Annotated in this window: 14 protein-coding genes and 1 pseudogene; 6 read left to right on the forward strand and 9 right to left on the reverse strand. The window is 65.6% G+C overall.

Features of this window, described 5'->3' with window-relative positions; translation table 11 throughout:
* Positions 1–4: 4 nt before the first annotated feature.
* On the forward strand, positions 5–1,516 hold the full coding sequence (locus tag T333_RS15570) for a leucyl aminopeptidase (protein WP_355004182.1): 1,512 nt from the start codon (positions 5–7) through the stop codon (positions 1,514–1,516).
* Between the two features lie 807 nt (positions 1,517–2,323).
* Here T333_RS15570 and T333_RS15575 read toward each other — a convergent pair.
* On the reverse strand, positions 2,324–2,686 hold the full coding sequence (locus T333_RS15575; protein WP_496424882.1) for an oxidoreductase: 363 nt from the start codon (positions 2,684–2,686) through the stop codon (positions 2,324–2,326).
* Between the two features lie 260 nt (positions 2,687–2,946).
* On the opposite strand from T333_RS15575, the gene sucB reads away from it, so the two are divergent.
* The 5 genes and pseudogenes from sucB to lipA all read left to right on the forward strand — a co-directional run bounded on the left by sucB (position 2,947) and on the right by lipA (position 8,935).
* The gene (gene sucB / locus T333_RS15580; RefSeq protein ID WP_496424883.1) at positions 2,947–4,707 is read left to right on the forward strand and encodes a 2-oxoglutarate dehydrogenase, E2 component, dihydrolipoamide succinyltransferase; all 1,761 of its coding nucleotides are present in this window, start codon (positions 2,947–2,949) and stop codon (positions 4,705–4,707) included.
* Positions 4,708–4,728: 21 nt separating this feature from the next.
* Positions 4,729–5,637, forward strand: coding sequence for a TIGR01777 family oxidoreductase (locus T333_RS15585; RefSeq protein WP_357254716.1), 909 nt, complete (start codon positions 4,729–4,731; stop codon positions 5,635–5,637).
* 127 nt (positions 5,638–5,764) lie between these two features.
* Positions 5,765–6,289 carry a GNAT family N-acetyltransferase gene (locus T333_RS15590; RefSeq protein WP_496425307.1) on the forward strand — a complete coding sequence of 175 codons (525 nt, stop codon included), beginning with the start codon at positions 5,765–5,767 and terminating at the stop codon, positions 6,287–6,289.
* A 658-nt stretch (positions 6,290–6,947) separates the two neighbouring features.
* Positions 6,948–7,679, forward strand: a pseudogene (gene lipB / locus T333_RS15595) (lipoyl(octanoyl) transferase LipB); the annotation flags it as partial.
* A 215-nt stretch (positions 7,680–7,894) separates the two neighbouring features.
* Complete coding sequence (gene lipA / locus T333_RS15600; protein WP_496424884.1) at positions 7,895–8,935, forward strand: lipoyl synthase; 1,041 nt, start codon at positions 7,895–7,897, stop codon at positions 8,933–8,935.
* Positions 8,936–9,011: 76 nt separating this feature from the next.
* Here the strand turns inward: lipA and T333_RS15605 are convergent, their stop codons facing one another.
* The 8 genes from T333_RS15605 to T333_RS15640 form a co-directional block, all read right to left on the reverse strand.
* On the reverse strand, positions 9,012–9,188 hold the full coding sequence (locus T333_RS15605; RefSeq protein ID WP_496424885.1) for a WXG100 family type VII secretion target: 177 nt from the start codon (positions 9,186–9,188) through the stop codon (positions 9,012–9,014).
* A gap of 569 nt (positions 9,189–9,757) precedes the next feature.
* A complete protein-coding gene (locus tag T333_RS15610) occupies positions 9,758–10,990 on the reverse strand; it encodes a type II toxin-antitoxin system HipA family toxin (protein WP_496424886.1) in 1,233 nt (410 codons plus the stop codon).
* Positions 10,983–12,701 carry a DUF262 domain-containing protein gene (locus T333_RS15615; protein WP_496424887.1) on the reverse strand — a complete coding sequence of 573 codons (1,719 nt, stop codon included), beginning with the start codon at positions 12,699–12,701 and terminating at the stop codon, positions 10,983–10,985. Before T333_RS15615 ends, T333_RS15610 begins: the two co-directional genes overlap by 8 nt.
* A 216-nt stretch (positions 12,702–12,917) precedes the next feature.
* Positions 12,918–14,807, reverse strand: coding sequence for a UvrD-helicase domain-containing protein (locus tag T333_RS15620; RefSeq protein WP_496424888.1), 1,890 nt, complete (start codon positions 14,805–14,807; stop codon positions 12,918–12,920).
* A 223-nt stretch (positions 14,808–15,030) separates the two neighbouring features.
* Positions 15,031–17,313, reverse strand: coding sequence for a GmrSD restriction endonuclease domain-containing protein (locus tag T333_RS15625; protein WP_496424889.1), 2,283 nt, complete (start codon positions 17,311–17,313; stop codon positions 15,031–15,033).
* Positions 17,310–19,229, reverse strand: coding sequence for a UvrD-helicase domain-containing protein (locus T333_RS15630; protein WP_496424890.1), 1,920 nt, complete (start codon positions 19,227–19,229; stop codon positions 17,310–17,312). Before T333_RS15630 ends, T333_RS15625 begins: the two co-directional genes overlap by 4 nt.
* Before the next feature lie 338 nt (positions 19,230–19,567).
* Positions 19,568–20,056 carry a hypothetical protein gene (locus T333_RS15635; protein ID WP_496424891.1) on the reverse strand — a complete coding sequence of 163 codons (489 nt, stop codon included), beginning with the start codon at positions 20,054–20,056 and terminating at the stop codon, positions 19,568–19,570.
* An 8-nt stretch (positions 20,057–20,064) separates the two neighbouring features.
* Positions 20,065–21,156, reverse strand: a complete 1,092-nt coding sequence (locus T333_RS15640) for a helix-turn-helix domain-containing protein (protein WP_496424892.1) — start codon at positions 21,154–21,156, stop codon at positions 20,065–20,067.
* Between the last annotated feature and the right edge of the window lie 144 nt (positions 21,157–21,300).

Here is a 21,300-nt window from a genome sequence, read left to right on the forward strand (position 1 = left end):
GCCAATGACCGCTGTTGCAGATCGCTCACTCGGACCGGAATTGGCGCGCACCCTGACCATCGGGCCGGACACCGACGTGCTGGTGATCGGATTGACGTCTTCGGAGAACGGTCCGTCGATCGCGCCCGACGACCTGTTCGGCGATGTGCTCACCGCCGAGGTCCGCGCGGAGCTGCTCGACCAGCTGGGCGCGGTGGGCGCCAAGGGCAAGGCCGAAGAGCTGACCAGGGTGCCCGCGCCGGCCGGGCTGGACAACGTCACCAGCGTGCTCGCCGTCGGGCTGGGCGCCGCCGACAAAGTGGACGCGGAGCAGATCCGCCGCTCCGCGGGTGTCGCGGGTCGCTCGCTCAACGGCACCGAACTGGTGGCGACCACGCTGTCGGGCCTGGATCTCGGCGCCGCCGCGGAGGGCTTCTACCTCGGCGCCTACTCGTTCAATCCGTTCCGGTCCGAGAAGTCCGCGCCCAAGCCGGACGAACAGCCGGTCGCCCGCATCGAATTCCTGGTCCCCGAAGCGGATTTCGGCGAGGAGGCGTTGTTCCGCGCCCAGCTGATCGCCGAAGCCGTCGCCACCGCACGCGATTTCGTGAACACCCCGCCCAGCCACCTGTTCCCCGCCGAATTCGCCTCGCGCGCCCAGGTATTGGCCGAAGCCGCGGGTCTCGAGGTCGAGGTACTCGACGAAAAGGCCTTGGAGGCGGGCGGTTACGGCGGCGTGCTCGGCGTCGGCAAAGGCTCGTCGCGGCCGCCGCGCCTGATTCGGCTCAGCTACTCCGGCGGGCCGAAGAAGATCGCGCTGGTCGGCAAGGGCATCACCTTCGACACCGGCGGCATCTCCATCAAGCCCGCGCAGAACATGGAGAACATGACCTCGGACATGGCGGGCGCCGCCGCGGTCATCGCCACCACCCTGCTCGCCGCGCGACTCAGCCTGCCGATCACCGTGACCGCCACTGTCCCGATGGCCGAGAACATGCCGTCGGCCACCGCGCAGCGCCCCGGCGACGTGCTCACCCAGTACGGCGGCACCACCGTCGAGGTGCTCAACACCGACGCCGAGGGCCGCCTGATCCTCGCCGACGCCATCGTCCGCGCCGCCGAGGACTCCCCCGACTACCTCATCGACGTCGCCACCCTCACCGGCGCCCAGATGGTCGCCCTCGGCACCCGCACCCCGGGCGTGATGGGCACCGACGACTTCCGCGACCGCGTCGCCCGCCTCTCCCGCGAGGTCGGCGAAAACGGCTGGGCCATGCCCCTTCCCGCCGAACTCCGCGCCGACCTGAACTCCAAGATCGCCGACCTCGCCAACGTCGCGCAACACCGCTGGGGCGGCATGCTCTCCGCGGCGCTGTTCCTGAAGGAGTTCGTGCCGGAGGGCGTGGAGTGGGCGCACCTGGACGTCGCGGGGCCCGCGTACAACACGGGTGGGCCGTTCGGGTACATCGGGAAGGGTGGGACCGGTGTGCCGGTGCGGACGTTGATCGCGGTGATCGAGGACATCGTCGGGGAGTGAGTTCGGGTGCGCCGTTCGGGTTGTCTCGGGCGGCGCACTCCTCGTTCTCTGCTGTGGTGCGGGGGTTGACCGCGTCGTCCTGACGCGCTGCGTGAGCAATTCCGGCGCGGTGCGGGGCGGAACGAGCAATTCCGGCGCGCTCCGCGAGCATTTCGCGCGAGGCGGGGGCAAAGCGAGCAATTCCGGCGCGGTGCTGTTCGCGACGTCACCCAGCGTATGCGTGTCCAGATCGATTACGTCCCAAGGTATTCCTCGAACAGGACTGGGCGCGCTGGGAGCCGTACGCGACCTACCTCCCGCAGTCGGTGAGCGCGCCGTGGTCGACCGGCTGTGGTTGCGTTTCTTGGGTCGGGTCGGTCGTTCGATCGTCGTGTCTGCCGGTCGGTGCGTTGATAGACGTTGTTTCTCGAATGAACCTGCGAATGGCGCACGTTATCCGGGTTTGCGCCAACGGTGCTGGCCGCAAGTGTCACATACTGGCGGCCTCGCCGAAGCTGCTCGACGAGCCCAGTCGCGTGAGGCTGGCGACGGGCGAAATACGCGGGCGGAGAAACACGTCGAAAATCGACGGTAGTCAAACGGCTACTATTCGATCTTCAATTGCCGCCAAATGACTACCGTCGAATCCATTTCTCAATCGAAAGTAGGCAAATGGTGGTCAGGGGTTTACAAGGTAAGGGCACTCACTTCGACAAAGCTCTCTGAACGCAACCAGAGCCGGTCGACCCGGCCGGAAGCCGCACCCCCGCACAATGACTGCGGAAGGTAAGCCGGGTACGGCACCCGACGCGCCCAGTACTGCCGAACTCACAAATCCCGCAACTCCTCCTCGAACGCCCGCTGCCGCTCAATCCTCTTCCGAGCGTCGTAATCCCGCATCCGCTGCGGATACCCCGTCTTGCGCACCTCGTACACCGGAATGCTCAGATCACGCGCCAACCGCTGAGCCCCGCGCTCCCCGACGATCCGTCGCGTCCACTCCCCGTCGACGGCGACCAACACCACCGTGACATCCGTCATAGTGGTCTTCGGCTCCAAGTACCCCTCGACACCGATGTGGGTGCGCACCCAGTCGGCGAGGTAGCGGGCGTCGTCGTTGCCCGAGGTCGACGCACGTGCGGCGGGACCGCCCCGGTTCAGAGCGCCACGGAAACGATCCAGCAAACCCATCGACGCCGACCTCCTTTTGTACACCGGACAAATGCTCACACCCGGTCCTCCCATACTGCCAGCTTCCCGGTAGAGACATGCCCTGTGCTACACGCCACGCGGACGAGTGCAAGGATGGACCGCGGTACAAGAACCGCACAGATCTCCGGTGCCACTCAGAATGATGGTGGCTTCCGGGTTTTCACCGCGACCAGCGGAGGGCGACCCGCCAGAGATCAACTGTTGTAGAACCCGTCGAGCAGTCAGAGGAGTCAACGGACATGGCCTTCTCCGTCCAGATGCCGGCTCTTGGTGAGAGCGTCACCGAGGGAACGGTGACCAGGTGGCTGAAGCAGGAAGGAGACACGGTCGAGGTCGACGAGCCGCTGCTCGAGGTCTCCACCGACAAGGTCGACACCGAGATCCCGTCCCCGGCGGCGGGTGTGCTGTCGAAGATCGTCGCCCAGGAAGACGACGTGGTCGAGGTCGGCGGTGAGCTCGGCGTGATCAGCGACGCCGGTGAGGCGCCCGCAGCCGAAACCGCGCCCGCGCCCGAAGCCGCCGCACCGGCCGCCGCCGAAGAGTCGGTCGAAGCCGAACCCGAACCCGAGCCCGCCGCACCGGTTCCCGCCGAGCAGCCCGCCGCCGCGTCGGCAGGCGCCGCCGACGGCACTCCGGTGAAGATGCCCGAGCTGGGCGAGTCGGTCACCGAAGGCACCGTCACCCGCTGGCTGAAGTCGGTCGGCGACACGATCGAGGTCGACGAGCCGCTGCTCGAGGTCTCGACGGACAAGGTCGACACCGAAATCCCCTCGCCCGTCGCGGGCACCCTGCTGGAGATCACCGCGCAGGAAGACGACGTGGTCTCCGTCGGCGGACAGCTCGGCGTGATCGGCAGCGGTTCCCCCGCCGCCTCCGCCCCCGCGCCCGCTCCGGCCCCCGCGCCCGAAGCCAAGCCCGAACCGGCTCCGGCCCCGGCCCCGGCTCCCGAGCCCAAGCCCGAACCGGCCCCCGCCGCCGCGGCTCCCAAGCCCGCCCCGGCTCCCGCCCCGGCCCCCAAGCCCGCCCCGGCTCCGGCCAAGGCTCCGGCCGCCGACGGCAACGGCGCCACCCCGTACGTCACCCCGCTGGTGCGCAAGCTCGCCGAGGAGAACAACGTCGACCTGGCCTCCGTGCAGGGTTCCGGCGTCGGCGGCCGCATCCGCAAGCAGGACGTGCTCGCCGCCGCCGAGGCCAAGAAGGCCCCGGCTCCGGCCGCCGCGCCCGCTCCGGCCGCCGCCAAGGCTCCGTCGGCTCCGGCCGCCGCGCAGCTGGCGCACCTGCGCGGAACCGTCCAGAAGGCCAACCGGATCCGGCAGATCACCGCCACCAAGACCCGCGAATCGCTGCAGACCACCGCGCAGCTGACCCAGGTCCACGAGGCCGACGTCACCAAGATCGCGGCGCTGCGGGCGCAGGCCAAGAGCGCGTTCAAGGACCGCGAGGGCGTGAACCTGACGTTCCTGCCGTTCTTCGCGAAGGCGGTCGTCGAGGCGCTCGGCGTGCACCCGAACGTCAACGCGTCCTACGACGAGAGCACCAAGGAGATCACCTACCACGCCTCGGTGCACCTCGGCATCGCCGTCGACACCGAGCAGGGCCTGCTCTCCCCGGTGATCCACAACGCCAGCGACCTGTCGCTGGCAGGTCTGGCCCGCGCCATCGCCGACATCGCCAACCGGGCGCGCAACGGTGGCCTGAAGCCGGACGAGCTTGCCGGTGGCACCTTCACCATCACCAACATCGGCAGCCAGGGCGCGCTGTTCGACACCCCGATCCTGCTTCCGCCGCAGGCGGGCATGCTCGGCACCGGCGCGATCGTCAAGCGCCCGGTGGTGGTGACCGACGAGACCGGCAACGAGTCGATCGGCGTGCGCTCCATGTGCTACCTGCCGCTCACCTACGATCACCGCCTCATCGACGGCGCGGACGCCGGTCGCTTCCTGACCACGATCCGCCACCGCCTCGAAGAGGCCGCGTTCGAGGCCGATCTGGGCCTCTGACCCGGGGAAGGTTCGTCCCGCATGAAGGTCGTGATCGCCGGTTCGTCCGGGCTGATCGGGACGGCGCTCGTCGCGGCACTGCGCCGCGACGGGCACGAGGTGGCTCGGCTGGTGCGCCGTCCCGCCGCCGCCCCGGACGAGTTCGTCTGGAATCCCGCCCGCGCCGAGCTCGACGAGCGGGCGTTGCGCGGAGCGGACGCGGTGGTCAACCTGTGCGGGGCGAGCCTCGGGCGACGCCGCTGGAACGGCAGCTACAAACAGGAGCTGCGCGACAGCCGCATCACCCCGACCGACGTCCTCGCCAACAAGGTGGCCGCCGCGGGCGTGCCGGTGCTGGTCAACGCCAGCGGCGTGCACTACTACGGCGGCGCCACCGGCGACCGCGTCGTGGACGAATCCTCCCCCGCCGGTTCGGGTTTCCTCGCCACGCTGTGCCGTGACTGGGAAGCCGCGACCGGTCCCGCCACCGCCGCGGGCGTGCGCACGGTGCTGTTGCGCAGCGCCGTCGTGCTGTCCAAGCACGGCGGGATGCTCGGCATGCTGCACCCGCTGTACTGGCTCGGCCTCGGCGGACGGCTGGGCAACGGGCGTCAGTACACCCCGTGGATCTCGCTGGACGACGAGATCGGCGCGATCGTCTTCGCGCTCACCAACGACACCGTGTCCGGGCCGATCAACACGGTCGGCCCGGCCCCGGTCACCAACGCCGAATTCAATCGCGCACTCGGCCGCGCGCTGCACCGCCCCACCCCGCTGGTGTTGCCCGCGTTCGCGCTGCGTGGGCTCATAGGGGAGTTCGCCGACGAGGCTATCCTGCGCGGGCCGCGGGCGATCCCGACGGCGTTGGAGGAGGCGGGGTATCCCTTCCGTCACCCCACGATCGGTGCGGCGTTGGCGGCAACCATCGGCCGCGATGGGGACGACAGGTGATCCAGCCCGCATTGCCGCAGGTTCCCGGACGCGCGATGATCGGGTTCGAACACCGACGGTAGGCCCGCACACACCGCGCTCGCCGCCGACCTCCTTCGCCGAACCACGGAGCACACCGTTGACCGCCATGGACACCCGCCACGCCACCGTCATCCGCGACGCGCGCGAAGGTGACCTGCCCGCGATCCTCGACATCCACAACGCCAACATCGCCACCTCCACCGCCATCTGGGACATCGACGAAGTCGGCATCGACGAGCGCCACACCTGGTTCCGCTCCCGGGTCGAGGCGGGCATGCCCGTCCTCGTCGCCGAGGTCGACGGTGAAGTCGCCGGATACGCCAGCTACGGCCAGTGGCGGCCGAAGGTCGGATACCGCTACTCCGTGGAGAACTCGGTCTACATCGCCGACCGCTTCCAACGCCGCGGCCTGGCCAGCGCCCTGCTCACCGAATTGATCGACCGCGCCGCGACATCCGGGCGCGTGCACGCGATGATCGCCGCCATCGAATCGGGGAACGCCGCGTCGATCGTCCTGCACGAGCGATTCGGTTTCATGGTGGTCGGCCAATTGCCGGAGGTAGGACACAAATTCGGCCGCTGGATGGACTTGACGTTGATGCAGCTGACGCTGCCGGTCGAGGTGGGCTGAATCCACCGCGTCACCGGATCGCGGCAAATCCGTAGAGTCTGCTGCCCGCTAGGATGAACCGTCCCATCATCGACGCCCTCGGCGATGCGGGCTCCCTCGCCGACTACCAGGTCTGGCCCACCGGCCACCTCGGCAACATCGAGGCGGGCGACCGCTGCCTGCCGATCGAGGCGGGCACCGTTTCAGCTGACGGGGTAAGCCCCTGGCGTACACGAATTCGGTCGTAACTAGGTCACCGCGTAACGGACCACCGCGCCGACGATGCTGCCGCCGTTCCCGACCACGCCGTTACCGAGAGAACTCACCCAACCCGCTTCAGACCCTGCCAGCGCGCTGGCTACCTCGCGCTCACGCCACATCGCGACTCGCTCGCCGGACCCGTGGCATGCTCACAGCTGGAACGGAGTTGCTCCGGACAAGCCCTTCCCCGCGGAGCTCCCGAGCCCGACCGAGCCATCCGTTCCGGCGATGCACCCCGCAGCGCGAAGCACGTCCCGCGGCGCCCTGACGATTCCGTCCGGACCTACCATTTCACTCGGGCGGATGAGCCCGAACCTCGGCGGCCGACGGGACGCACCCGGGCGGCACCGCAAGCCTGTGGCATACCGCACACCCAGTCCCTACCGGCCTCCAAACCGCGGGGCGTACCGTCAACGGCGTGAACGACACGCGCACCACTTGGTCCGCCCGCTTCGATCGCACCCCGATCGTCGTCGAGGATCTCGGTCTCATCGACTACCACGCCGCCTGGGACCTGCAGCGAACCATCGCCGCCGAACGTGCCGAAGGCCTCGGCTCCGACCACCTGCTGCTCCTCGAACACCCCTCCGTCTACACCGCGGGCCGCCGCACCGAGGACGCGGACCTGCCGATCGACGGCAGCCCCGTGGTGCAGGTCGACCGCGGCGGGAAGATCACCTGGCACGGTCCAGGACAACTCGTCGGCTACCCGATCATCCGGCTTGCGGAGCCCGTCGACGTCGTCCAGTACGTGCGTCGCCTCGAGGAGGCGCTGATCTCGGTGTGCACCGAACTCGGCCTCATCGTCGGCCGCGTCGAGGGCCGCTCCGGCGTCTGGCTGCCCGCCAACGACTGGTCCCCCGAACGCAAGATCGCCGCCATCGGTGTGCGCGTGCAGCGCGGCGTTGCCCTGCACGGCCTTTCGTTCAACTGCAATTCCATGGACGGTTTCGGGGCCATCGTCCCCTGCGGCATCCGCGACGCGGGCGTCACCACGTTGACCCGCGAACTCGGCCGTGAAGTCACCGTCGCCGAAATCAAGCCACTGGTCGCCGATGCGATCGTGCGCGCGCTGAACGGCGATCTCCCGGTCAGCGACCACGACATCAACCGGCCCGCGGCCAGCCCCGCCGCCGGCATCACGGCGACCACGACCGCCATAAGAGCCGCCGACGGCGCAGGCGAGGCTGCCGCAGACTCCGCGGCACCGAAGAGTTCGACCGCGGACGTGAAGGTCGCGGACAACGGCACCGAGCCTGCGGCCGCGGCCTCCGCCTCGACACCAGACCGCGCCATCGACGCATCCCACAGCGCGGCTCCCGCCACCCCGACGGCGGCCGACACCCGAGGCGTAAGGTCGATCAAGTGACCTCAGTCGACACCCCGACACCGCACAACGCGTCCGCACCCAACGGCCGCAAACTCCTGCGCATCGAAGCCCGCAACGCGGAAACCCCCATCGAGCGCAAACCCAAGTGGATCCGCACCCGCGCCACCATGGGCCCCGAGTACACCGAACTCAAGGGCCTGGTGAAGCGCGAGGGTCTGCACACCGTGTGCGAAGAAGCGGGCTGCCCCAACATCTTCGAATGCTGGGAAGACCGCGAGGCCACCTTCCTCATCGGCGGCGAACAGTGCACCCGCCGCTGCGACTTCTGCCAGATCGACACCGGCAAACCCGCCGCCCTCGACCGCGACGAACCCCGCCGCGTCGCCGAAAGCGTCCAGGCCATGGGTCTGCGCTACTCCACCATCACCGGCGTCGCCCGCGACGACCTGGAAGACGGCGGCGCCTGGCTCTACGCCGAAACCGTCCGCGCCATCAAGGCTTTGAACCCCAACACCGGCGTGGAGTTGTTGATTCCGGACTTCAACGCCGACCCGGACCAGCTCGCCGAGGTCTTCTCCTCACGCCCAGAAGTCCTGGCGCACAACCTCGAAACGGTTCCGCGCATCTTCAAGCGCATCCGCCCGGCGTTCCGCTACGAGCGCTCCCTTGCCGTCCTGACCGCCGCCCGCGAAGCAGGCCTGGTCACGAAGTCCAACCTCATCCTCGGTATGGGCGAAACGCCGGAGGAAGTCACCCAGGCCATGCGCGACCTGCACGAGGCGGGCTGCGACATCCTCACCATCACGCAGTACCTCCGCCCCTCCCCCCGCCACCACCCCGTGGACCGCTGGGTGAAGCCGGAGGAATTCGTCGAGCACTCCAAGGTCGCCGAAGAAATCGGCTTCGCCGGAGTCATGGCAGGCCCCCTCGTCCGCTCCTCCTACCGCGCAGGCCGCCTCTACGCCCAGGCGATGGCCCACCATGGCCGCGAAATCGCCCCCACCATGGCCCATCTCGCCGAGGAAGGCACTGCTTCCCAAGAAGCCTCCTCCGTCCTCGCCCGCTTCGGGAGTTGAGCGCGAATGGCGGGATCGCGCAACAGGTTACGCCTACTGCGGTCCGTCCGGAACGGGGCCGTTGTGCTCCGGTCAGCTACTGGGCAAACGCCTCGATGGCGGCGGTCGCGGACGACCCGATCCACTTCGACCGCAACACGGTGGTTCGTTGCTGTATCCCGGTGAGGCTCTCGTTGAGGAATTCGACGAACCCGGCGACATGGGTGGCGATCTCGTCGAGTTCGGTCAAATCCACCCGAAATTGTTCACTCACAGGGCAGTTCACCCACTACGCTTAGGGCAGGTCGAGCGAACTGGTATTCGCGGCCGTCCTTCGTCGAGATCGGTGTATTAGCGACCACACCGAGAAGTTCAGCCAGTTTCTCCAACGACTCAAGGACGGTTTCGGCGCCCTGCCGGGTTTCATCCCTGCCGGTGTGGCCCGTTCAGCGGATTGGCTGCTGAGTTCCACAGGCCTCGGAAGTGGTTGCTTCACTCGTCGGGATGTATCGGCGCGGATCAGCCTAGTTTTAGACGAGTCAACGCGGGCAGGATCAGTCCGGGTATGGCCAGTGCCTGGAAACGGAAGCCTCGTCCTGACGAGCGGCTTCAATCACGGGCGACTTTCCGCACCGGGCATAAACCTCGGCCAGGACAGTCGCATTTACGCCAGCTTCGGTGTGAAAAGGGCCCAAGTGCTGCGGCGAGTTCACTGACGAACTGTGTGGGGTGAATTAGAGTTTCGCCAGCGGGAGTGCCGCGTCCGCGTGGACGTCCGCGTCGCTGGTTCATTGGACAATCGGGGCTGCCCCCATCTCCGACATCGAATCCCGCCGCGCTTGTTCACCTGTTCCGCAACAGTGAGTGAGCGCGCGCGGCTATCGCGGCATCGATTCGCTCGCGTATCCGTCTGAGATCCTCCAGTTCCGCCGCGAACGTGGGCCAGTGCTCACGAACCCTGTCGATCGTGTCCACCGCAGTCGAGGTAAGTGACTCAGCGGACCCGAGCTTCTCGGCCAGCCGGTCGAACCGGTAGACACGCACCTCGTCGAAGCGCCTACTGCGTGCGAATTTCAGCCCGAGGTCTTCCGGACGGTCTCCGATATCGTAGACCTCGGTCGACATGATGTCGTAAGCAGGAGAAAGCGACGGCATCCGCTGGTCCCGATAGATCAGCGACCAGTTCTTCAAATGAGCGTCGCCGTTGCCGATGAGTACGAAGAAGACGACTCTGCGGACGAACTCGTGGAGCGCGGCGGTATCGCGGCCACGATAGGCGAGTGACGCGACGGTCTCAAGGTTACCGTGGTACTTCTGGCTGGGATAGACGCCTCGAACCTGGGCGAAGTCCTCGATGTGGATCAGCCGTCGCTGCTCGTCACGGTCGAATCGCCGGACCGCATAAGCAAACTCCTCGCCGGACGGCCACACGTCCGCGGGGAGACCGCTGATATTGTCGCGGTGCACGAGCGCAACCTCTGGAACATCGATCCCGACGGCTCCGGCGAGCCTCATCATCGTGTACTCGTTGCGGGGAACGTCGGAGTAGTGGCTGTCCGGAAGCTTGAGAATCCAATCACCACCTTCTCCGGTCGCGCTGCAGGTGAACCGCTGCCCATCTCGCAGGGTCGAGAATTTCAGGCCGACGCCCGCGAGTGAGAACTTCCACGGTTGGTCACCGTGCACCGGCTCCGCCGACATCGACGCGGACTCGAGCATGTCCGCAACATCAGGCACCGTGTCAAGTTCGGCGGGCAGCACGCGCACTGCTCCGGGCAGATCGTGCCCGACCTGTGCGATCAGCTCCATCTCCCGCTCCGGCACTACGGCGCGGTCCGCCGCGATCCACTGGCGCAGCGCACCCTCCGGCAGAAGGTTCGAAAACCACTGCGGCAGACGGACGTTGGCGGCGAAACGGCCCCGAGGATGCTCCTCGAAGCGCAGACCGAGCACCGGCCTGACAGGATCGGCGAGATAGTCTTCGGTGAATTCGAACCAGGTGTAGTTGTCGTGGTGGAACAACCAGCCGATTCGTCGGTCGTGCAACCAGACCGCGTGGCGGGCCGATTCACTCATCGGCGTCCCAGCCCGGCTCATCGAGCGATTCGTCTTCCGCCTCCAGGTCATCGAGGATGAGGTGATCCAACGGCGGGGTGTCCTCGAAACCGAGTTCCATCCTTGTTGTCAGAAAATCTTGGACGACGCTGGCCAGCGCGCCTTCCCGGACCTGAACAAAATCGCGCGCGCGTCCCTCATCGAGCCAGGAGGCGATGGCCGGCGCGATAGTGTGCGATTCGAGAGTGCGCTGCCACGGGTCCTCCCCCATGTCGATCGGCCGATAGGCGAGCACGGCCGGGATCTCCGACGGCGCCGCTTCCAATCCGGGAACGAGCAGCCATCGCGCGGCCGAATCCTGCTTCAGAGCAGCGGCAACCCGCCGTGATACCACGGCGGTCAGGGCGGGGCGGGGGGTCTGCGCGTCGCCCAGCACATCCACCAGATCGTTGCGATCGAGCCGACGGCCGTCACGCAACGACCGCGGGCGGCGATTCCACATCGCACAGGCGATGATTTTTCCGCTGGCGTGATTGGTGCGGAAATAACGCACGTCAGGCCAACTGATCCGGCTCGGCGGAACCGCCTCCAGCAGACCGGCGAGCGTCACATCTGGATCAGCGGGGTTCACCTTGGCGCACAAGGCACGCGTCGTTCCGGTGGAGCCACCGGGGAACAGCGCCGTCCCGGCCGCCGCGGCACGCCAGTACCAGCGCCGCAGCAGTTGAGTCTGTCGTGCGTCGAGCACGGGATGGTGCCCGAAGACACGGGTCAGCACAACCAGCAAATGCCGATAAGGAAGGAAAGCAAAATGCGGTGTGTCCGCGTGTTGTTGCAGGAACGTCACGGTGCTGTCCAGAGCATCCTGTGTGCGCCGGTACGCCTCGCTGGCGTCTTCACCTGGGAACTCACCTGAGCGACGGTCCTCGAACTCCGTGCGCATCTCGCGGGTGACGTCCGGGCCTCGGCGGGCGAGCACCGCTTTGAAGATCGTGTTGCCGTCCACGGTGCCGAACCCGAGATCGGCGCTGATGTGCTCGATGATCCCTTCGATGGCCGTCGACGTCGAGTGCTCGGCGTTCGCTGTGGCCGGGTGCAACGCGGTGAAGACTTCAGCTCGCGTGAGACGCTTGCCGTAGCTGTTGAGCCGGTCGAAGATGTCGCGTAGGACCGACTCATCCTGGGTTTCGACGACCGACGCCGGGATCTTGAACTGGCGGATCTTCTTTGCTGCCGCTGTCGCGGCGTCGAAATGCCGCATTGCGTCTGGGTAGTCGCGGAACCACGTCATCAGATTCTGCAGGTCGAACAGTGTCGGCAGCGGAATCGCATGGCTCTTCGCGCCGTTCGTCGGAACGATCTGCCCCGAAACCGGGTCGAAGCTCAAGGCGAACCGTTCGTCGCCCAGTGATTCCGGGGACAGCGCGTTGGCGAGAGTGGTGACTCGTTGCTGCCCGTCGACGACCCACAACGCGTTGTCCATCGCGGTCGCGTCGATACGGAGCGCACCCAGCGTGATACGCGCTTCATCAGCGGGCCGTGACCACAGCAAGAGGCTGCCGAGCGGGTAGCCTCGCATGATGCTGTCGAACAGGCGGCGCGCGTCCTCGAGACCCCAGCGGAACGGACGCTGAAACTCCGGGATGCGCACCTTGCCCTCGCGAACCATGGCGACGATCTCCTCGACTTCGAAGACCCGTGCCGTCGGCGTGGTTCCCAAGCTGGTGGTCATGGTCGGTTTGCTCCTTCGCCCTGCTATCCGCTCACCCCGAACCCGCCCGGGCTCATCGCCTTTCTGAGCTGCATCGGCAGGTGTTCGAACCCTACCAAGCGCAACCAACTACACTATGCGCCCACCATCTGTGCCGGTGTCGATTCCACCGGCTGAATCTCGGAATCCTGTTGCCGCCGGGACAGCCAATGATTCGGAATCTGCGTCAGCCGCTCATCAATCCGTCAGGTAGGCGACCCACAGATAGTCTCTCGGTCGGCTCGCCGCAACCAGTCTCTGGCGCGCCAGCAGTTCCGCGCGATCTCTGGCTCCCCCGGTCAGCGAGCCGATCGCGGCGGGCGGCTCCGTGATGTGGAAAACGGCGGCAAAGTCCATGCCCTTCGCCCGATGTACGGTGCCGACCTTGATGGGCTCGGGTTGGGTGCCGTCGTACTTCTCCAGAGGCAGCGCCGCGAAGCCGGCTTTCTCGAGCACACGCAGATAGTGCGTGCTGTCTTTGCGAGTGCTCACGATGACGGCGGTGTTCGAGGTCGCGTGGCCGGAATCGATGATCGCTTGGACGAGTTCGCCATCGATGTCAGCGCGGCGCACTTCCTTCTCGATGGCGGTGCCACCTGCCAGGACAGAATTGCTATCGCGCAGCACGAAACCCGGTCCGCCGTCGAGGTCGTCGACGGTATTGCCCGCCTCGATGCGTTGGGTGAGTCCCAGCACCGCAGCGCGGTTGCGGTAGTTGGTACGCAGCACTCGGCCGCGTCCACCGGGAAGGGGAATTCCCGCGTCGGAGAGCCGCCAACCACCCGCGTACACCTGCTGCTGGCCGTCTCCGACGAGCAGCAACTGAGCGTCCGGCTGACCGCCTGCGATCTGGTGGATCAAGCGCAGTTGCGTCAAGGTACAGTCCTGCACCTCGTCGACGACGACCATCGCGAAGTCCTCGGTGTCGTCGAGCGGACGGACGCGCAGCTCATCGAGTGCTTTGCCGATCACGTCGTTGAAGTCGTCGACCTTCTTTTCGCGCAGCTTGTCCTGGTATGGGAGATAGAGGTTGTCCCACACGTACTTCCGTCGATTACCGTGCAGCTGAATACCGTCACGGCCGGTGCGTCTGATTCCCAGGTACTCCTCCGGTGATTTCAGGCCGCGCCCCTTGATCACCCGGTCGAGCTCATCTCGCCAATACTGGGTATCAGTGCCCTCGATACGACCCAGGACGTCGCGCGCATGTTGCCACGCCCGCGCGAAGGCGTCTTCCTGCGCACCGTCATCTAGGTTGAACGGCACATGACGGCGGGCGAGGAAGCCCAGCGTCCACGAATGCAGGCCGACGAACGTCACGCGGTCCACGGCATGCGGGGCGAGCCGGGCGAACCCGGATTTGTGGTACGTGGGCAGGGTTCTGACATAGCTCGTGAACAATAGGCGCCCCGGGTTTCGCTTGGCGAAACGCGCCATGCGGTGCAGCGCGACAACGGACTTGCCGGTACCCGCGGGACCGCTGAAGCGGGCCGGTCCGGTGAAGTTCGCGTCGACCAGTGCCAATTGATCGGGATCGAGAAAGATCATCCAATCCTGGAACCGGCGCGTCAGCGCACCGCCGCGCGCCTCTTCGCGCAGCTCCGTCGCCCCGAAAAGACCCTCGGATTCCGGCGTGGCGGACTGCGGCGCATCATCGGAGGAGATCCAGTCGTAGGAATTCAGCCGGTCGGTGACCGAGGCTGCCACGTCACGGGCCCGACGTGGCGACAACTTGCGGTCCCGATCGGTCAACAGGGTGCGCAAGGATGCTTCATCGGCGACGAAGAACTGGTCGTGCCATCCGGTTCGGGCAGGCGAATCCACGAGCACCACGACATCGAGCATGTGCGGAACAAACTGCTCGCGGTCGAAGGCCACGCTCGCGAACGCCTCCTCGGCATGTTTGCGAATGCGAAGCAGCCCGCGCCGATCCGGCACCGAACCGGCGAAGACCAGAGCGAACACCCCTGTCCGACCGATCGCAAATGCCGTAGCTCGCGCCGCCTCACCCGCCGCACGATCGATCAAGAGTTGCCAACCTTGCTCGGCCAGCGGAACGGACAGGCACCTGCGTTGATGTGCGGTCAAGGACGAAAATGTAGCAAGCTTGCGCTCCACCCACCGGTTTCGGCGTTCACGATCGATACCCGCCATCAGCAACCCCCGCGCTCTCCGATGCTGTCTGCACCGTCGAGCACGACGATACGCGATATTCAGTCACAATCGACTCGAAATACCGTACTGCGCAACATGATTCAGTAATCGTTCGGCCGGATATGGCCATCAGGGCTACGTTTCTCGGTGAACTCCGCTATCCACGAAACCCGAACTGCTCGAGCCTGAACCGTGCTGTCTCGCGCTCCTGATCGGTGAAGAGTTCCGCGAACCGCTCATCGAGCACTGCGGCTTCCACCGTCAGATCCAAGCGCTCGAACTCCCACAAGGTGGAGAAGCCCTCGGAGAGTTGTTTGGTCGCCAGCAGCTTGCGCGCGGTGGCAACAGCTCCCATCTCGGCGACCATCCGACGAAACTGCCCCGGTCGGTACCCGGTTTCGTTGACCGCTCGGGCGATCGCGTCGTTGACCGTCTCGGTGAACTCGGCGGTGACGTCGGTCGCGGTGACCGACACCACCGACTCGACAGGTTCGGGATCATCCGGTCCCGAGGCTTCTTCTGTCGTCTCGCTTCCCCGATTGGCATAGGCCATCAGCTCGTCCAGGGAGGTGAAGACCTGGTAACCGAGTCGCGTCAACCGGGTCAGATCGACATCGTCGCCGTCGCTGATCAGAACTACCGGGTCTCCGATTCCCGGCTGCAGGCCGTCCGGCCACAACGCGTCGGCGACCACGAGCTCGCGCCGGGTGCGCGGGTCGGTGACCTCGACATCGAGTTTCGGCCTGACGAATCCTTGATCGACCAATTCCTCGACCGCAGCACGGAGGCGGGCGACGGCCGGGTTCTCGCTCTCGTCGCGGACTCGAATCGGCTTCAAGTTCGTACTGGGGGCGGCCCCGGCCCGCAGGCTTTCGAGGAACTTCTGTGCCGCCGTAGTGACCAGCCTGCGGCGAGCTTGGAGGAACTCCAGATACCTATCGACCCGCCACAACTTGGGATCTGTTGGAATCCACTGGGATTCGAGAACGCCAGGTTGATCTCTCTCAACTTCGGCGAGGTAGTCGGCCGGTGCGCGCTTCTTCAGCAGGTCGACCGTGTTCGCGGGAAGGATGCAGAAGTTGGCCAGGTTCTGGATGTGGCCGCGTTCGTATCCGGCCCTGCGGAGTTCCTCGTTCGGGAACAGACGATGGATGTCCAATGCGGCCTGCTGGCCGAGGTTCTCGGCCTGCAGTTCCAGTCCGCTGCTGAGGTCGCGGGCTCCACAGGCGCGGGTCAACGTGTACAGCAGTGGGTAGAACCGGGCGCCACGATTGGCGCCGGTGAAATCATCGGGGCGAATTACGAGTTCGCCACCCCGGGTACGCTCGATATTCTTGATGAGGGCGTCGACGCCGCCCCGAGCCACGGCCTCGTAATCCTGTTGCAGGGCGGTCTCTGGCGCACCGGTGTACCGACCCCACAATGCGGCATGGACGTACCAGTAGAGGACGCGATCACGGTGGGCATCGTCATCGAACCGGCCACCGTTGAGTTCGAGCAAACGGGACGCTACGTGCAGCGAGGCCGGCGCCATCAGCACCTGGGCGTGGTCCAGTCCGAGCCGGGAAGAAACCGCATCGAGGAAGGTGTCGATATGACCGACCGCGGACCGCAGTGCACGCTCGAACTCCTCCGGTGTCACTTTACCGAGCGCGTCGAACACAGAGCGTCCAGTCGCGACGGCGGTGACGTTGCGCAGCAGCCAATCGAGGCTGAAGCTGTACCCCAGCTGGCTCCATCGGTCGAGATTCTCGCGCAGTTCCTGCCGTGCCTCGGGCCGCCGCGCACACAGACTCGCCAGGGCCAGATCGCCTTTCGACAGCTTCGTGCCGCCCGAGTTCACCCGGTTGAAGATCTCGACGACGTCATCGACAGTTCGGCCGGAGTCGGTGATCTTTTCCTCGTTGAACGACAACCTGATGATCTGCCGGACCTTGTTCAGCCGGTCGAGGTAGACATCCAGCTGAGCATCATCGACTTGCGGATGGGTCTCGGGGGAGAATCGTCGCAGGTAGGCCATCGGTCCGCGCTTGAACAGCTCCGTGACGTCGACCCAGAACGGGTTGTCTTTCATCTTCGCCGCTGAATAGAACTCGAACACTTCGTTTTCCACATCGAAGTGCAGCGCGGTGAACGTCTTGGGGTCGCCCTCGAAGAACGGTGGCGGGGTCCCTCGCACGACCCCATAGATGGTGGTCACCCGCTGCTGTCCATCGAGCAACAACCGCCGCGGCCCTGCGGCTGCACGGGAATCACCCCGGTACGAGATGTCGTCGGAATCGGTCTCCCAGAACAACAAACCACCGACCGGGTGCTCCAAGTACAGCGACCGCAGGAGCCCACGGACCTGGTCGCGATTCCACACATAGCCGCGCTGAAACTCTGGAAGGAGCACAGTACCGGCATCGATCTGTTCGAGCAGGGTGGACAGGCGCGTCACGACGACCTTTCTACATTCGAGGCTTCCGGAAGTAGGTCGCTCGGAGCGCCGTGCCACGTTACGACCAGTTCCTCGCGGGCACGGGTGCAGGCGACGAACAGCAGGCAGCGTTCGCGCTGCAGATCGCGCTGATGAGCGTGCGGATCTTCGGCCACCGAGGTGATCGCGACCGGCGGCGGCACCTGCTTCTCTCCGACGCCCAGTACCGCCAGGTAGCGAAATTCGAGTCCTTTCATCCGGTGCATGCTGCCGACGCCGACACCGCCCGCCGTCGCTGCCGACAGCTCGATGACCGGAATGTCGGCGTGCCGCAGCGCTGCCCGAGCTTTGGTGCCGAGATCGTTGGCACGGGTTGCGATCCCGATCTCGTCGGGCGCGGCCCCACGTTCGATCCAACCCTGAACCTGCTCGACCAGGTGGGTCAGTTCGTCCTCGACGGAGGCGAATCCGCGTATGACCGGATCGGGGCCATGCAGGTCGGAACGGCAGCCGGCGATGGAATCCAGTCCCTCGTCCATGTCATCGATGCGCTCACCGCGCAGCAGCTCCAAACTCCAGCGGAGGATCTCCGCGGTAGTGCGGTAGTTGACGGTCAGCCGAGTGGACCGCCCGGCGACTTGGATCCCGACGTCCTTCAGCGTCACCCGGTTTTGGTAGATGCGCTGGTGGGTGTCACCGGCGAGGAAAAGATCGTCGGTCCCAGGCGGTACGCAGGCCCGCAGTAGCCGCCACTGATCAGGGCTGAGGTCTTGCGCTTCGTCTACGAGGACGTGTCGGTACATCGGATCTTCGACCGTCTCCATGATACGGACGGCTTCACGGCAGATGGTCTCGTAGGTCCACTGCCTGGTCTCGGTGAGTCGCCGCTCGAAGTCCGAGATCGCCAGCCATACGGCGGCTTTCGTCTGCGCATTCATGGCTCGACCGCGGCCGCGGCGCTTGGCGGCAAGGTACTGATCAGCTGATTGGATTTGCTGAGCCAGCACTACCTCTCGCCATTCGTCGCCCAGGAAGCCAGGCGTGAAGGGCAGTTCCAGGTCTTCGATAACCGATGCCCAGATCTGCCGCTCCTCTGACGACGACAGGATGTGCGGCGACTTGCGATGCTCACGGAAGATCTTGTTGGCAAGCTTGTCGACGTTCACGACCTCGATTCGCCGTCGGACGCGCTCGTCCTCGATCAGCAGGTTCAGCCCGGCTTGCAATATATCGGTCAGTGTCGAGGTGAAGGTGGTCAGCAGCACGCGGCCATCGTTGCGCTTCGCAAGGACATGGGCACGGTGCAGAGCGACCACGGTCTTGCCGGTTCCGGGCCCACCCGTCACGCGGGCGGGACCGCGGTACGAGGCGTCGGCGATCGCTCGCTGGGTGGGGTGCAGGTACACCCGCCAGAAATCCAGCGGGCGCTCGAGAACTGCGAGCAACTCCTCAGGCCCTTCGACCGAGACCAGCCGATGACCGCTGCGCGCGATGGCCGCATCCAGGTCGTCGGGATCGATCGGCTCGGCGGTCAGCTCGGCGGCGAGTAGTTCCCAGACCTGGTCCGGGGTGAATCCCTCGGCGAGACCGGACAATACCTGCCACTGGGTACCGGGGAGGAACTCCTTCACCGCCTCCAGCTGCGACTTGTCGGTGAGAGACCGGGTGACTTTAAGAACCCGGTCGTCGATGCCCAGCCTGCGTAGCACTGCGTCGCCGAATTCGGCGAACAACAGCGTCGGCTCGGACAGTGTCGTTTCCGGCAAGGCGGCAATGGTTTCGGCGGCGCCGACACCATCCCAGATCTCGACGACACCGAACGCGGGATTGACCGAGACGTCGCGACGTGCCGCCCAGGCATACGCATCGTCGTGCGGAAGCACCTTCAGCAGAACATACGTATCGCCGGAAGCAGGTGCCAGCACGATGCCGCGCATCGACTGGTTGATGCGAATCGATCGGTATCGATCGTTGCAGGCGGTACGGAGCTTCTCCAGGTGCAGCCCGGTGTGGGTACTTGCCGCGAACTTCGCGAACACGTCTCGCACGTTGCGCTGCACGGACGCTTCCAGTGCGCCGAGGTCGAGCAGGAAGTCCTTGTCGATCACCAGTTTCGCCATACGACCCCCTTCGGCAAACCCGACTTTCCCGGCGCTGGTACGCCTCCGAGCCAACACAATCCGGCAGCGATGACCCAGCTACCGGACTGATCAAGGCTAGCACTGACGAGTCTCTTGAGCGCCGCGTAAGCCGAGAAGCCGGTAAGCATGAAAGATCAACTGCGACTGCGCATCCTGATCAAGATGTCCCGTGCCTGGTCCGGCGCGATCTCCCCGTTGAGCACCGCTTCGGACATCAGTTCGCGAGTTCGCCAGGTGGCAATGCCACGGTGCTGGGCGTACCGCAGCACGTCCGGGTTGTCGGTAACCCACCTGGATCCGGCGAACTCCTTGCGCTTGGTGAGCACGAAGCAGGTCTCGGCCTCCCCGAGGTTCTGCAGCGACCGCGTTTCGGCTCCGCCGAAGACGACGCGCCGCAGGCGATGGACCTCACAGATCTCGGCCGGATCATCGATATCGACAGGTTCGCCCATGCATCCGTTGAGAGTGGCCTGGGAATTGGCAGGCAGTGTCCGGGCCACCTCGTATTCCACCGCAGAGGTCCACACACCTCGGGTACCGAGAATCGATTTCAACAGATCCAGGCGATCCACCCGCACGAAGTTGCCGAGAACGGCGCTGTCGGGAAACAGGAACTCGCTCACAACTACTGCTACGCCCCCCTGTCGGACTCCAACGACTCTCTCAGCTGCTCGACGTCGATGTCCAACAGATTGGCATACGGACGTAGCGTCGCAGCACCCGAGTCGTATGCCGCGTAGGTGTCTCTGACCAGAAGACCAGGCGCCCGTGGCGTGCTGGCAGCTACGACCCGCTCACCGAACGCGACACCGCGCCCGACGAGGTTCGCGGCCTTGGCCGCGGTGAGGCGCTTGAACCGGTCACACAAGCCGGCATCGATCAAATGCAGATCGAGCAATCGGAATGCCAAAGCAGAGGGTGTCACCATCAGATCGAAGGCGAGACCGGCGAAAGACTCCTCACTGAATTTCGCCGGTATCAATCGCTCTCGCAGTATTTCTTCGGGCATGAGAAACGCCGCAGCAAAGGAGTTCGCACGGAGCTCGCTGCCATCACGCTTTTGCGCTTTGCCGAAAACGTCCTCGTCCAGGTGGACGCCTTGATCGTCGCCTGCCAGCAGATGACCCAACTCGTGCGCGAGTGTGAACCTTTGCCGCGCCGGAATTGTGCTGGCAGCCAGGATGATCAGCTTAACGTCGGGGTAGGACACCGCCAGCCCGTCGAAATCCTGATCGAGTGCCACCACGGCAACATCCACGCCGAATGCCGACTCGATTGCCGACGCCAAGTCCGGCTGCAGCACGGAACTTCCCTTTACCGCCAAACGTTTCGTAGCGGCTTTCGCCAGTCGAGTACCCTGCGCTTGAAACGACCCCGCCTCGGAGAGGTTCGATGACCCGCTCCATGGCTGGGTATATCCGAGACTCGCCATATCGGTACGCAATGTGCCGTAGCGCTTGGCGATCTCGAGTGCAGTACCGGCGGTGCCGCCGGTCGTTCGGGCCGCCACAGCGATCTGAGTGTCGTCGCCTGTGACCAACCAGTCGACGGTGACGTTGCACAGCTCGGCGATCCGCGCCAGGTCGACAGAGGAGAACCGACGGGTCCCGCGGAGGGATTTCGACAGCTTCGAATCGTCCAGCCCGATGTGCAGGCCGAACTCACGCTGACTCAGACCCGACTCCTGGATCATCTCCCGGACGCGATCTGGAATGCTCGACACAGAGGGATGGTATCCCAGGCGGCTTGCGATAATCGAAAAACTGGTCCACTATGGTGTCCGGCGTGTTCGACTCACCCAGTGACCTGCACCGTTGCGGTCGGTTGGGGCGGCACCGCCCAGTGAGCGCAGCACCGATGGACAGCA

This window comes from Nocardia sp. CNS-044 (genome assembly GCF_059570515.1).

Coding starts and splice junctions, on each gene's coding strand:
- T333_RS15570 (WP_355004182.1), top strand. CDS start 5: ATGACCGCTGTTGCAGATCGCTCACTCGGACCGGAATTGGCGCGCACC.
- sucB (WP_496424883.1), top strand. CDS start 2,947: ATGGCCTTCTCCGTCCAGATGCCGGCTCTTGGTGAGAGCGTCACCGAG.
- T333_RS15590 (WP_496425307.1), top strand. CDS start 5,765: ATGGACACCCGCCACGCCACCGTCATCCGCGACGCGCGCGAAGGTGAC.
- T333_RS15630 (WP_496424890.1), bottom strand. CDS start 19,229: ATGCGCGGCATCGTGCTGGCACCTGCTTCCGGCGATACGTATGTTCTG.
- T333_RS15610 (WP_496424886.1), bottom strand. CDS start 10,990: ATGAGTGAATCGGCCCGCCACGCGGTCTGGTTGCACGACCGACGAATC.
- T333_RS15615 (WP_496424887.1), bottom strand. CDS start 12,701: ATGACCACCAGCTTGGGAACCACGCCGACGGCACGGGTCTTCGAAGTC.
- T333_RS15575 (WP_496424882.1), bottom strand. CDS start 2,686: ATGGGTTTGCTGGATCGTTTCCGTGGCGCTCTGAACCGGGGCGGTCCC.
- T333_RS15585 (WP_357254716.1), top strand. CDS start 4,729: ATGAAGGTCGTGATCGCCGGTTCGTCCGGGCTGATCGGGACGGCGCTC.